The organism is Neorhizobium sp. T25_13 (assembly GCF_002968675.1).
Classification (GTDB): Bacteria; Pseudomonadota; Alphaproteobacteria; order Rhizobiales; family Rhizobiaceae; genus Neorhizobium; species Neorhizobium tomejilense.
In genome coordinates, this window is the sequence record NZ_PVBI01000002.1 from 245,627 (window position 1) to 258,090 (window position 12,464).

The 12,464-nt window shown below is 62.1% G+C and carries 11 protein-coding genes; all 11 read left to right on the top strand.

Annotated elements, in window-relative coordinates; all coding sequences use genetic code 11:
- Positions 1–177: 177 nt before the first annotated feature.
- Genes gmd through C5J22_RS04695 form a run of 11 tightly spaced genes read left to right on the top strand, consistent with a single transcriptional unit; the run spans position 178 to position 12,442 of the window.
- Entirely contained in the window at positions 178–1,284 is a 1,107-nt protein-coding gene (gene gmd / locus C5J22_RS04645; protein WP_371412543.1) for a GDP-mannose 4,6-dehydratase, read from the top strand.
- Entirely contained in the window at positions 1,277–2,248 is a 972-nt protein-coding gene (locus C5J22_RS04650) for a GDP-L-fucose synthase (RefSeq protein ID WP_105437383.1), read from the top strand. The genes gmd and C5J22_RS04650 overlap by 8 nt, the downstream gene beginning before the upstream one ends.
- Positions 2,248–3,555: a WcaI family glycosyltransferase gene (locus C5J22_RS04655; protein WP_105437384.1), complete on the top strand. Its 1,308-nt coding sequence runs from the start codon at positions 2,248–2,250 to the stop codon at positions 3,553–3,555. The genes C5J22_RS04650 and C5J22_RS04655 overlap by 1 nt, the downstream gene beginning before the upstream one ends.
- Positions 3,552–4,454, top strand: coding sequence for a hypothetical protein (locus tag C5J22_RS04660; RefSeq protein WP_105437385.1), 903 nt, complete (start codon positions 3,552–3,554; stop codon positions 4,452–4,454). The genes C5J22_RS04655 and C5J22_RS04660 overlap by 4 nt, the downstream gene beginning before the upstream one ends.
- 18 nt (positions 4,455–4,472) lie before the next feature.
- Positions 4,473–6,008 (top strand): lipopolysaccharide biosynthesis protein, encoded by a 1,536-nt coding sequence (locus C5J22_RS04665; RefSeq protein WP_172746527.1) that lies wholly within the window; start codon positions 4,473–4,475, stop codon positions 6,006–6,008.
- On the top strand, positions 6,005–7,621 hold the full coding sequence (locus tag C5J22_RS04670; protein WP_172746528.1) for a hypothetical protein: 1,617 nt from the start codon (positions 6,005–6,007) through the stop codon (positions 7,619–7,621). The genes C5J22_RS04665 and C5J22_RS04670 overlap by 4 nt, the downstream gene beginning before the upstream one ends.
- On the top strand, positions 7,618–8,652 hold the full coding sequence (locus tag C5J22_RS04675; RefSeq protein ID WP_105437388.1) for a glycosyltransferase: 1,035 nt from the start codon (positions 7,618–7,620) through the stop codon (positions 8,650–8,652). Before C5J22_RS04670 ends, C5J22_RS04675 begins: the two co-directional genes overlap by 4 nt.
- Positions 8,652–9,758, top strand: coding sequence for a glycosyltransferase family 4 protein (locus C5J22_RS04680; RefSeq protein ID WP_105437389.1), 1,107 nt, complete (start codon positions 8,652–8,654; stop codon positions 9,756–9,758). Before C5J22_RS04675 ends, C5J22_RS04680 begins: the two co-directional genes overlap by 1 nt.
- Positions 9,755–10,930 (top strand): glycosyltransferase, encoded by a 1,176-nt coding sequence (locus C5J22_RS04685; protein ID WP_105437390.1) that lies wholly within the window; start codon positions 9,755–9,757, stop codon positions 10,928–10,930. The genes C5J22_RS04680 and C5J22_RS04685 overlap by 4 nt, the downstream gene beginning before the upstream one ends.
- Positions 10,917–11,513 (top strand): putative colanic acid biosynthesis acetyltransferase, encoded by a 597-nt coding sequence (locus C5J22_RS04690; protein ID WP_105437391.1) that lies wholly within the window; start codon positions 10,917–10,919, stop codon positions 11,511–11,513. Before C5J22_RS04685 ends, C5J22_RS04690 begins: the two co-directional genes overlap by 14 nt.
- Positions 11,514–11,530: 17 nt before the next feature.
- On the top strand, positions 11,531–12,442 hold the full coding sequence (locus tag C5J22_RS04695) for a glycosyltransferase family 2 protein (RefSeq protein ID WP_105437392.1): 912 nt from the start codon (positions 11,531–11,533) through the stop codon (positions 12,440–12,442).
- The last annotated feature ends 22 nt before the right edge of the window (positions 12,443–12,464 follow it).

Genomic DNA, 12,464 nt, shown 5'->3' on the forward strand with positions numbered 1-12,464 from the left:
TGAAGCGTTTCACTGCAATGTTTGGCATAAGCCCGAGATGCTACGAATCACTGTATGTCTCGGATTCGCCGCATTCCGGGGGACATCACAATGATGTTCTCAGTGCTTGCGACTGGCACATTGCGCGGATAGACGTGCACGTTTCACTTAAAGACTGACGGGTTCCGTTAGGGGGATATGATGACTGGAAATGTGAAGAGCAACGGCAAGGTAGCATTGATCACCGGGGTAACGGGCCAAGACGGCGCTTACCTTGCGGAACTCTTGCTGTCCAAGGGCTATACCGTCCACGGCATCAAGCGGCGCTCTTCCTCGTTCAACACCAACCGCATCGAGCATCTCTACGAAGATCCACATGTGGCAGACCCACGTTTCATCCTGCATTTCGGCGACATGACGGATTCGACCAACCTGATCCGCGTCGTGCAGGAAGCCCAGCCGGACGAAATCTACAACCTGGCCGCCCAGAGCCACGTGCAGGTCTCGTTCGAGACGCCGGAATATACCGCCAATGCCGACGGCACCGGCACGCTGCGCCTGCTCGAGGCGATCAGGCTCCTCGGCCTTTCCAAGAAGACCCGCTTCTACCAGGCATCGACCTCGGAACTGTACGGCAAGGTGCAGGAAGTGCCGCAGAGCGAGACGACGCCTTTCTATCCGCGCTCGCCCTATGCGGTTGCCAAGCTCTACGCCTACTGGATCGTCGTCAACTACCGCGAGGCCTACGGCCTGCATGCCTCCAACGGCATCCTGTTCAACCACGAGAGCCCGATCCGCGGCGAAACCTTTGTCACCCGCAAGATCACCCGCGCCGCTGCCGCCATCCATCTCGGCCTGCAGGAACGCCTCTTTCTCGGCAATCTCGACGCCAAGCGCGACTGGGGCCATGCGCGTGAATATGTGCGCGGCATGTGGCTGATGACGCAGCAGGACGAACCGGACGACTACGTCCTGGCGACCGGCGAGACCCATACGGTGCGGTCCTTCGTCGAGAAATCCTTCGCCAAGGTAGGCATGCCGATCGAGTGGCGCGGCGAGGGCGTCGAGGAGAAGGGCTATGACACGACATCCGGCGAATGCGTCGTGGCGATCGACCCGCGCTATTTCCGCCCGACGGAAGTCGACCTTCTGATCGGCGACCCCACCAAGGCGCACCGGAAGCTCGGCTGGAAGCACGAGACCAATCTCGACCAGTTGATCGCCGAAATGGTCCGCGAAGACCTGAAGGTGATGGCGCGCAACGTGCCGACCGCGGGTGGCAACAAGGGTCTCTCCCATGCCTGAGACGATCTACAGCCTTGCGGGGAAGAAGGTCTATGTCGCGGGACATCGCGGCATGGTCGGCTCGGCGATCGTCCGCCGTCTGGCCTCGGAAGGCTGCGAGATCCTGACGGCGTCGCGCGGTGATGCCGATCTGACGCGCCAGGCGGAAGTCGAGGCCTGGATGGAGAAGAACCGCCCGGACGCGGTGTTCCTGGCGGCCGCCAAGGTCGGCGGCATCCTCGCGAACGACACCTATCCGGCCGATTTCCTCTACGACAATCTCATTCTCGAGGCGAATATCATCGAGGCCGCCCACAAGGTCGGCGTCGAAAAGCTGATGTTCCTCGGCTCGTCTTGCATCTACCCGAAATTCGCCGATCAGCCGATCGTCGAGGAGTCGCTGCTGACCGGTTCGCTGGAGCCGACCAACGAATGGTATGCGATCGCCAAGATCGCCGGCATCAAGCTCTGCCAGGCCTATCGCAAGCAGCATGGCAGCGACTTCATCTCGGCCATGCCCACTAACCTTTACGGCCCCGGCGACAATTTCGACCTGAAATCCAGCCATGTCATGCCGGCGCTGATCCGCAAGGCGCATGAGGCGAAGACCGGCCACCTTCCGGACATCACCGTATGGGGCACCGGCACGCCGCGCCGCGAATTCCTGCACGTCGACGATTGCGCCGACGCCTGCGTCCATCTGATGAAGACCTATTCGGCCGAGACCCATGTCAATGTCGGGTCGGGCGAGGACGTGACCATCCTGGAACTCGCGAAACTGGTGTCCAAGGTCGTCGGTTTCCAGGGGGATATCTCTCATGATCTCACCAAACCCGACGGGACGCCGCGCAAGTTGATGAGCGCGGCCAAGCTGCGGGCGCTCCGCTGGTCGCCGAGGATCGGGCTGGAGCAAGGTATAACCGATGCCTACCAGGCCTTCCTCAAGGGCGAATATCTTGAGCGCAAACGCGGAGATGCTGCCTGATGACAGCAGCCGCCCAGCCCCTCAGCGACGAATGCGAACAAACGTTCGACGCCGCACCGGGGCTGGCCACGGCAGCTGCCACATCGCCACGCAAAAGCGTGGTCGTCTATGCGATGAACTACGCGCCGGAAACCGCCGGCGTCGGCAAATATACCGGCGAAATCGCCGAATATCTCGCCGCGGAGGGCATAGACGTCACGGTGGTGACCACCCCGCCGCATTACCCCGGCTGGGCGGTCCAGCCTGGATATCGGAACCGCTACTCTTCAGGCATCGAAGGACGCATCAAGGTGCTGCGGACGCCGTTGCTGTTGCGTCGAAAGATGAGAGGTATCTGGCGGCTTCTGGCGCCGCTCTCCTTCGCCCTCACCTCGGCGCCTTTGGTCTTCTGGCAGATTCTGCGGCATCGCCCGGTCACGGTATTTTGCGTCGAGCCGACCCTGTTTGCGGCTCCCGCAGCCCAGCTTGCCGCCAAACTCGTTGGCGCGCGGACCGTGCTGCACGTCCACGACATGGAAGTGGATGCCGCATTCGCCGTCGGGCATCTGAGCTCCAAGGTCTGGCTGAAGAGGCTTGGTCATGCCTTCGAGCGTAGCGTGCTCGGCCGGTTCGACCAGCTGGTCACCATTTCCAACCGCATGGCGGAAGGCCTCGCCCTGAAAGACGTTCCGGCCACCAAAGTATCCGTTGTCCGCAACTGGGTGGATCTCGCGCAATTCCATCCCATGGAAGACGTCAGCCCCTACCGTGCGGAGCTCGGCTTTGGCCGCGACGACTTCGTCGTCCTCTATTCGGGCAGTATCGGCGCAAAACAAGGCCTGAACGTACTGCTCGACGCAGCCGAGCGTCTCAAGGACGAGCGGCGTATTCATTTCGTGATCTCCGGCGAGGGACCGCAGAAGCCGGAACTCGAAGCCCGTTTCGGCCATCTTGAAAATGTCCGTTTCCTGGCCTTCCAGCCCTATTCCCGGCTGAACGCGTTCCTCAACATGCCGGATCTGCATGTGCTGCCGCAGGACAGGAAGGCCGCCGACTTGACGCTGCCCTCCAAACTCGGTGGCATGCTTGCCTCCGGAAAGCCCGTCCTCGTGACCGCCGACGCGGGAACGGAACTGGCGCAATTCGTCGAGGACACGGTCTATCTGACCCCGCCGAACGATCCAGAGAAGCTGGCGGCCAACATCGTCCGTGCGATGTCGGAGCGGGACGAATGGCAGCCGTATTCCCAGACAGCTCTCGTGCAGAGCCTCTCAAAACGGCCGGCCATCATCGCCATCAAGCAGTTGATCGACGGCGGCAGTCCATGAAGGTCGCCGGTCACATCCTCGCCTACAACGTCGATCGTTTTCTGCCGCACGTTGTGGAGAACTGTGGCCGTTTCGTCGACAAGATCTTCATCGTCCGGCCCGAGCGTCCGTGGGCCTATCTGCCGGGCTCGCGCGCCACGAGGACAAACCCCACGACCAGGGAAAAGGTGGACGAGGCGATCGCCTTCGCCCGCGCAAAAGGCGTGAATTGCGAGATCGAGGTGATCTGCAGCGACTTCGAAACCGAGGAAGACACCCGCAACGACTGCCTCGACCGGGCGATTATCGAAGGTTTCGACTGGCTGGTCATCCAGGATGCCGACGAGTTCTATCCGGACAGCGGCTGGGAAACGCTGCTCGAATTCATGGCGGCGGACGGCAGGCATGACCGCATCCTGACGCCATGGCATAATTTCTGGAAAACGCCCGAGCTGGTGCTGACCAGCGGCGATGGCTCGATCAGGGATGTCAACGCGGGGTTTGCGATCCGCTGCAAAAGCGGCGTTCGCTTCGATACGGCCCGAAAGACGACCCCCGCTGCGACCATCCTTATCGATGCGCCCTGCTACCACTACGGCTACGTCATGAGCGACGCCGAGATGTGGGAAAAGATCACCAGCTGGGGACATGCGCATCAGGTGAACGCGCAAAAATGGTTCCGGCTGAAATGGCTGGGATGGACGCCCGCCCATTCATACCTCCATCCGGTCACGCCGCTGTTCTGGCCAAAGGCGGTCCGCTTTCCCGGCAGGCGACCCGCCTTCGCCTCTCCGTTCATGAACCTGGCCCAGGAAACCGCGCCGCTCGGTTTTGTCGATTTTTTGGAAAACATGCTTGCCGACCGTGCGACGGACGTCCGCATCGTCGCACGAAAATTATTGAGAAGGTCAACCGTGTAGCCGTAGGTCGCGTTTTCGATGAGTGTGTCAGTACGGCTAATCTCGGGCTCGATCGCCAATGGGGCGTTGCTTGCCGCCAATATCCTGATCCAGACGATCAGCGTGCCGATCATGCTCGGCTGGTGGTCGGCGCAGCAATTCGGGCTCTGGGTCCTGCTGCAGACGCTCTTTTCCCTCTCCGTCGTATTCGACCTCGGCCATCAGAACTACCTCGGTTACGAGTTCCAACGCCTCGGCACCAGGGATGCCGTAAGGCGGGACTTCGCCTCGTCCATCCCGACCGCCATTCTGCTGGGAACGATACTCCTGTGCTTCTGGGCGGCTGTCTCTGCTTTCGGATGGGCCGACGCGTTGTTCGGAGATTTCGTTCCTGCGGAGCTGATGGACGACCTATCAGGCTCGATGATCGTCTACGCGCTCACCTGGCTCGTCACAAGCTCGGTCGGCGGCATCCTCGGGAGGGCGCTCATCCCTTTCGGCTATTACGCGAGAATGGCGTGGTGGCGGTTTGCATTGCTGGTCGGCATCAACCTCGCGGCCCTCGCGGCAGTCCTTTCCGGCGGTGACGTCCTCGACGCAGTGATCGCCTCGTCGGTTGCCAACGTGGCCGTCAACATCGCCATTCATGTCGACTGTTTTCGTCTCTGGCGGCGCGAAGAAATCGGCTTTGCCGTCCCCGATCTGCGCAGGGGATGGTCCAACCTCACGAGGAGCCTGTTCCTGTCGCTTCGCGAACTGCTCGCTGTCGGAAACCAGCAGGGCATCCGGCTGCTGATCGCGCCGCTCGCCGGCGTTAGCCTTCTCGGTGCGTTCACCGCGACCCGGACGCTGTCGAATATGGCGATGCAGGGCATCAATGCGCTGGCAGGCCCGGTCGAGCCCGAGCTTCTGCGTTATCTGAGGGAAGGGAAGAGCGAGCCGGCGCAAGCCGCGGTCACTCTAAGCTGGATTTGCGTGCTGGGCGTCATCGGCCCGGGGTGCATTCTGCTCCAGTGGGTATCACCCGGCCTTTTCCTGTGGTGGACCCGTGGCAATTTTCACCTCGACCCACAGCTGTTCGGTTCGCTCTGCGCCTGCATCATCGTCTACGGTTTCGCCCAGCCGATGGTTTCGATTGTCCGGGGGAGCAACATCCTGCTGCCGCAGATCGTCGCGAACGGCATGTCTCTGCTGATCACGGCGATCGGTTGTTATCTGACGTTGACCTCATGGGGGCTGCCGGGCGCCGGCTTCTCGCTTCTGGCCGCCGAGATCGCCAGTTTCCTGATCTATGCCGGAGCGGCCCGCGCCGTGCTCCGAAAGCTGCGGTTGCGCATGCCAATCCATGCCTTCGCCGCATCCGTTTGCGGCGGCCTCTCGGTCATCGCCGGGCTGTTCGCCATGGCGGTCTGGCCCCAGTCGGCCGGCTGGTCATCCCTCCCGGCGATGATCGGCTCACCGCTGGCGGCGTGGATGGCCTATCGGTCCCTGCCAGCCAATATGCAGGCGATCCTTCAAAGGCGTCTTCCAAACCTCTCCCGCAAGCGGGCGGTTCTCACGGGGGATCGGCCATGATGGGGAGCGGAGGTCTGGCGAGCGGTGACGTGGTATTCGGCCGGCGTTCGGTACAAGGGCAACGTCGCCGCAATTCCCGTTACGTCACCCAGGCCCGCTCGGTCGTGGCGATTGCGATCCTGCTCTGCACGGCAATCCAGGTGGCCATATCGCCCGAGTTGGCCAACATGTTCTGTGCCGTTTCAGCCGGACTGATCGGTATCCTGGTATTTTCCTACTGCACCAAGCTGAGGCGGATAGAACGATTTACGATCTCGACGCTGGTGGTGCTCGGTTTTCAGGTCCATTCGAGCCTAGCCGCCCTGATCGTCCAGACACTCGCCTGGAAGCCGATCACCTTCAACCTCGAGGCGCCGGTAGCCACATTTTCTGTTCTTGCACTGCTGCAGCTATGGGCGGTGGCGCTGCACTGGTTCCATGCGCAGTCGCGGGTGATGCAGGCCGCAACGATGGCGATCCGCCAAAGGATTCTTGCGCCGCTCGGTCTCTATCGTTCGCCGACTAACCGGCAATTGTGGTGGATGGGGCTGCTCGGGTCGTTCGCCTCCTGGTACGCGCATGCCGACCGCTGGGGCGAGGACAATTTCGGCGATATCGCCTTCAAACTGCTCGCCGGTCTGTCGCAATTTTCCGTCGCGCCCTTCCTGATCCCGATCGCCGCCTACCTCATCGATCCGCCGAACGGCAAGCGGTCGATCAACTGGTTTGCGCTGACCGCCTACTGCGCCCTGACACTCTATATCGCGCTAGCGCGCAACAGCCGCGGCGTGTTCGCGGTCAACGTCCTGACCGTGCTGATCTGCCTCGTCATCGCAGTGGTGATAGGACGCTTCATCCTGACGAGGCGGCGGGTGATCTGGCTCGCGGTGGCGGTCCTGCTCAGCCCAGTTCCCGCCAGCATCCTCTCTGACCTCGCGACCGCCATGGTCATTGCCCGTGACGATCGCTCCGACATCTCGTCGCGGGATCTCGTCCTCTCGACCATCGGCACGTATTTCGATCGGGAGGCGCTGCAGTCCCGGCAGGAGATGGAGCGGATCCTGGCCGAGGGCAGCTATAACGAAATCTACATCGACAACCCGCTGCTGGCGCGCTTCGTCGCCACCAAATACATCGATCATAACGTCGCTCTCGGGCTTTCGCTGTCGCAGGCCGGAGAAGGGTTGGCGCGTGAAAATGCCGTCAACCAGCTGCTATTGCTGCTTCCGACGCCGGTTCTGAATTTTTTCGCACCCGAACTCGATAAATCCGGCAACGCCTTTTCGTCCGGCGATTATTACAACTTTCTCGTCACCGGCGATGAGCTGGGAAGTTACCGCACCGGCTCGTCGATCGCCGACGGCTTCGTCCTTCTCGGCGCGTTTTACGTGGTTGTGTTCGCCATCTTCGCCTTCGCGATTTTCATTGTCGGTGACGCGCTGGCGATCCGGATGCGGGACGGGCATGTGCTGTTTTCGGCTCTCGCCTGCATCTGCGTCGTCCGCTTCTTCATGAACGGCCTCATGGACGAATCGGTCGCGGTCCAGGCCGGCAACCTTGTCCGGGCACTGCCGCAGACGGTGCTGCTCTATGCGCTGATGTTCTGGCTGACGAGGGGCGTGAAGCTGAGATGAGGCTCCTCTATGTCGGCGCAGAATCAGGGACCAGCCTGCAGCGGGCGGCGGCATTCCGGCGTATCGGCTTCGATGTTCTGCACCTGTCTCCCTACGCTCTCCTGCCGCCCCATTGGGCGCCGTGGCTGAACAGGGCAGGCGGCCCGGGCATCGATCGCCTCGTGGCAAACGGGCTCGGCCGGCGGATCGGCGGGCAGCGCTTCGATTTTGCCCTGGTGGATTGCGGCGACGTGGTCGGACCGGCCGCCCTGCACGTCATCCGCAAGGCTGCTCCGATCATCGTCAACTACAACACCGACAACCCCTATCTGAACCCGGCTCCGGAACGCCTCCGCTGGAGCATTTTTCACCGCGCTCTCCCGCACTACGATCTGGTCGTCACTGTGCGCCGTGACGGCATCGAGGGGATGATGGCGGGGAGAGGCGCAAGGCGGATCGACACGATCTGGCAGTGCGCAGACGAGGTCGTGCATCGACCTCTGTCACCGACGCTGGAGGAGAAAAGCCGATGGTCGTCCGACGTCGTTTTCGTCGGCACATGGATGCCCGGCCGCGGCGCCTTCATGGCGCGGCTGATCGAGAAGGGCGTGCCGCTCGCGATCCACGGGTCCCGATGGAAAAGAGCGCCGGAATACCGGCTGCTGCAGCCCTTTATCCGCTCCGATCACCTTGAAGGTTTTGACTACACATGCGCAATTGCCGGCGCGAAAATCGGTCTGGTTCTGCTGAACGGCCAGAATGCCGACCTGCATACGACGCGCTCCGCCGAAATTCCCGCTATCGGCACCGCCATGTGCGCGCCCCGCACTCCGCATCATCAACAACTCTACAAGGAGGGCGAGGAGGCCATCTTTTTCGACGGAGCGGATGACTGCGCGGAGACTTGCAAACGCCTGCTGGCGGATGACGGCAGGCGCCAAGCGATCGCCGATGCCGGGCGCCGGCGCACGTTTGCGAACGGGACCTATAACGAGGTCCTGGCTCGGCGGATCGTCGACCAAGTCGCCGACATAAAATATGGCGGTGCCTGATGAGGAAGCCGGAGGCGCACAATCTCGGCATTCTGTTCCTGGCCCTGGACACCTATGGCCGGATAGGCGGCATCCAGCGCTTCAACCAACGGGTTATCGCTGCCCTGGCGGAAATCTCTGGCGACAACGGGTGGAAGCGGCCGGCCGTCCACGTCATGCGCGATGGCAAGGCTGACATTCCCGAAACCACGGCGGTCGCAATCCGCGCGTTTGGCAGTTGGCGCCTGGGCTTCATCGTCCACTCGGCTGTCGCTGCCCTCAACTGCAAAATCCTGTTTCTCGGGCATATCAACCTTCTGCCAGTGGGACTGTTGTGCAAGCTGCTGTCTCCGAGAATCAAACTCGTGCTCTTCGTCCATGGCGACGAGGTCTGGAACAATCCGGCCTACCGCCGCATGCGGTTTTATGAACCGCTTATGGCAAGAGCCCTCAGCCGGATCGCCTCCGTCAGCGCCTTCACCGCAAGCCGGATGCAGAAGGCGTTCAAGCTTTCCGCCGAGACGTTCACGCTCTTTCCGAACGCCGTCGACGACATCGACCGGCAGCCCCAAAAATGCGGCCGGAACATCCTGACGGTCGCCCGGCTAGATCGGCATGACCGCGGCAAGAATATCGACGCCCTGATCAAGGCGATGGCCCTTCTCAAGCGCCGGAACGTGGATTGCATCCTCCAGATCGTCGGCGACGGGCCGCTCAAATCGGAACTGGCGTCGCTGGCCCGAGAGTTTGCGGTCGAAGAGAGGGTCGAATTCCTGGGCCGCGTATCCGATGCGAGACTGGCCGAGGCCTATGCCCAGGCCTGCCTGTTCGCGATGCCCTCGTCCAAGGAGGGGTTCGGCATCGTTTTCCTGGAAGCCTGGCTGCACGGCCTGCCGGTGATCTGCGGCACCCAGGATGCAGCGGCGGAGATCATTACCGACGGGGTAGACGGCTATGCCGTGAACCCATGGGATATCGAAGCACTGGCCGCGAAAATCACGATGCTTCTCGCTCATCCGGACATGGCAGCGGCAATGGGAGAGGCGGGGGCAGACAAGGTCCGCTCCCGTTACCTCATGAAGCCCTTCAAGGGAAATCTCGAAAAACTGATCGCGGAGCTGCCATGAGAATCCTCCACATCATCGCCAGCGCCGATCCCGAAACCGGAGGCCCGATCGAGGCGTTGCGGCTGACTGGACTGCAGATGGCGCGTCTGGGCCATGCGGTGGAAGTGGCTACGCTGGACAAGCCATCGGCGCCCTACGTGAAAGAGTTTCCCTTGCCCGTTCATGCCTGCGGGCGATGGAGCCGGAGATACGGATATACGCCGGAACTGGCGCGCTGGATCGCCGCCAACGCCGGTCGTTTTGATGCCGCGATCATCCATGGCCTCTGGAACCATGCCTCTGTCGGCGGTTGGTCGGCCCTGAGGCGGGCAGGTCTGCCTTATGTCGTCTTCACCCACGGCATGATGGATCCATGGTTCCGTAAAACCTATCCGCTCAAGCACGTCACCAAGCAGGTGTTCTGGTTTGCCTGGCAGGGCAGGGTTCTCCGCGATGCAGCGGCGGTCCTGTTTACCTGGGAAGAAGAGCGCCGCCGGGCGCGCGGCGTCTTCCGGGGTTACAGTTACCCGGAGCGTATCGTTGCCTTCGGCACGGCCGATCCGCCGGCAGGGGTAGAGAACCAGCTTGCCGCATTCCACCGGCTTCTGCCGGAATTGAAGGACAAGCGGTTCCTGCTGTTCCTCAGCCGTTTCCACGCAAAGAAGGGCTGCGATCTTCTTATCGAAGCCTTTGCGAAAATCGCCGTGTCCAATCCCGATCTCGACCTGGTGATGGCGGGGCCGGATCAATCCGGGCTGAAATCGATACTGATTGCCCAAGCCACCAAGGCCGGCATCGCCGATCGCATCCATTGGCCGGGCATGCTGGCCGGCGACGCCAAATGGGGCGCCTTCCGCGCAGCCGAGGCCTTTGTCCTGCCGTCGCACCAGGAGAATTTCGGCATCGTCGTCGCGGAAGCCATGGCCTGCGCAACGCCGGTCCTGCTGACCGACAAGGTCAATATCTGGCGTGACGTGCAAATAAGCGGCGGCGGCCTCGTCGGGCCTGACACGTCGGAGGGCATCGAAAGCCTGCTTCGGTCATGGCTCTCGCTCTCCGACGATGGCAAAAGCGCCATGCGCGCCCGTGCCCGCGCGGGCTTCGAACGGCATTTCCGCATCGAGGCGGCCGCCCGCGATCTCATCGCCATTCTGCACTCCATCTCTCCACGAGGCCTTCATGAAGCCGCTTGACGCGAAGACCTCCAGTCCACGGCAGGGAGCTCCGAGTTTCCCGCTGGGGCACCGGTTGTTCCGGCTTGGATGGAACCTCGTCTGGAGCCTTTTCGGCCGCTGGACGCCGGTGCCGCTGTTTGCATGGCGCCGGTTCCTGCTGCGGTGCTTCGGAGCCCGGATTGACCGGACGGCGCGGATCTATCCCGGCGTCGAGGTCTGGTATCCGCCGAACCTCGCCATGGCCGCGTATTCCTGTCTCGGAAGCGGCGTGAACTGTTACTGCATGGATCGCATCGAGCTCGGCACCCACGCCATCGTCTCCCAGGGCGCCCATCTGTGCACCGGCACGCATGATGTCGACGATGCAAATTTCCAGCTGGTTACGAGACCCATCGTCGTCGGTGCGAATGCCTGGATCGCGGCGGAAGCGTTTGTTGGGCCGGGCGTCACTGTCGGGGAGGGCGCGGTGCTCGGCGCCCGCGCCGTCACCTTCCGCAACCTCGATCCCTGGACGATCTATGCCGGCAATCCGGCCAGGAAGTTGCGGCGGCGCTTTGAGCAGGACAAGCCCGGCATCTTTCCGGTGCGGTTGAACTCCTGATCGGGACACGTCGTCGAATGGCCAGCCTCGCCGTCCTCATCCTCACCTATAACGAAGAACGCCACATCGCCCGCGCGCTGCAAAGCGTCGCGCCCTTCGCGTCCGAGGTCTTCGTCATCGATTGTTTCTCGACCGACGGCACGGTCGAAATCGCGCGCTCGCTTGGTGCCACCGTGCTCAGCAACCCCTGGATCAATTATTCCAGGCAGTTCCAGTGGGGGCTCGACAATGCCCCGATCACGGCCGACTGGATCATGCGGCTCGACGCGGATGAGGTGATCGAACCCGAACTGGCGGTGGAGATCACTGAGGAGCTTCCCACTCTCGCTGCCGATGTCGCAGGCGTGAACCTCAAGAGAAGACACGTCTTCCTCGGACGCTGGATTCGCCATGGCGGACGGTATCCGCTCGTCCTCACCCGAATCTGGCGGCGGGGGCAGGGACATGTCGAGGACCGCTGGATGGACGAGCACATCGTCGTGAAGGGCGGCCGCATAGTCCTTTTCGACGCGCCGTTCTCGGATCACAATCTCAACGATCTCAGCTTCTTCACGGGGAAGCACAACAGCTATGCAACACGAGAGGCAGCCGACGTTCTCGGCCAGCGTTACGGGCTGTTTCCGGAAGGCTTGGGGCTATCGAGAGAAGCGTCCTCACGACAGGCTACCATCAAGCGGCGCATCAAAGAGCAGATTTATAACCGGCTCCCGTTCCCTCTCGCTGCGCTCGGTTATTTCCTGTTCCGCTATATCGGCCAGCTCGGCTTTCTCGATGGCCGCGAAGGGCTGATCTACCATGTCCTGCAGGGTTACTGGTACCGTTTCCTCGTCGGCGCGAAGGTCATGGAATTCGACCGGTCGCTCCGGTCGCTTAAAACACTTGAGGAAAAGCGCGCGGCGCTGGCGCGATTGACCGGACTGCCGCTCTGAAGCGACAGCCCTCGAAGCGCAG

Bases quoted from the DNA above. Each gene is read 5' to 3' on its own strand.
- gmd (WP_371412543.1), top strand. From the start codon at position 178: ATGATGACTGGAAATGTGAAGAGCAACGGCAAGGTAGCATTGATCACC.
- C5J22_RS04650 (WP_105437383.1), top strand. From the start codon at position 1,277: ATGCCTGAGACGATCTACAGCCTTGCGGGGAAGAAGGTCTATGTCGCG.
- C5J22_RS04655 (WP_105437384.1), top strand. From the start codon at position 2,248: ATGACAGCAGCCGCCCAGCCCCTCAGCGACGAATGCGAACAAACGTTC.
- C5J22_RS04660 (WP_105437385.1), top strand. From the start codon at position 3,552: ATGAAGGTCGCCGGTCACATCCTCGCCTACAACGTCGATCGTTTTCTG.
- C5J22_RS04665 (WP_172746527.1), top strand. From the start codon at position 4,473: ATGAGTGTGTCAGTACGGCTAATCTCGGGCTCGATCGCCAATGGGGCG.
- C5J22_RS04670 (WP_172746528.1), top strand. From the start codon at position 6,005: ATGATGGGGAGCGGAGGTCTGGCGAGCGGTGACGTGGTATTCGGCCGG.
- C5J22_RS04675 (WP_105437388.1), top strand. From the start codon at position 7,618: ATGAGGCTCCTCTATGTCGGCGCAGAATCAGGGACCAGCCTGCAGCGG.
- C5J22_RS04680 (WP_105437389.1), top strand. From the start codon at position 8,652: ATGAGGAAGCCGGAGGCGCACAATCTCGGCATTCTGTTCCTGGCCCTG.
- C5J22_RS04685 (WP_105437390.1), top strand. From the start codon at position 9,755: ATGAGAATCCTCCACATCATCGCCAGCGCCGATCCCGAAACCGGAGGC.
- C5J22_RS04690 (WP_105437391.1), top strand. From the start codon at position 10,917: ATGAAGCCGCTTGACGCGAAGACCTCCAGTCCACGGCAGGGAGCTCCG.
- C5J22_RS04695 (WP_105437392.1), top strand. From the start codon at position 11,531: ATGGCCAGCCTCGCCGTCCTCATCCTCACCTATAACGAAGAACGCCAC.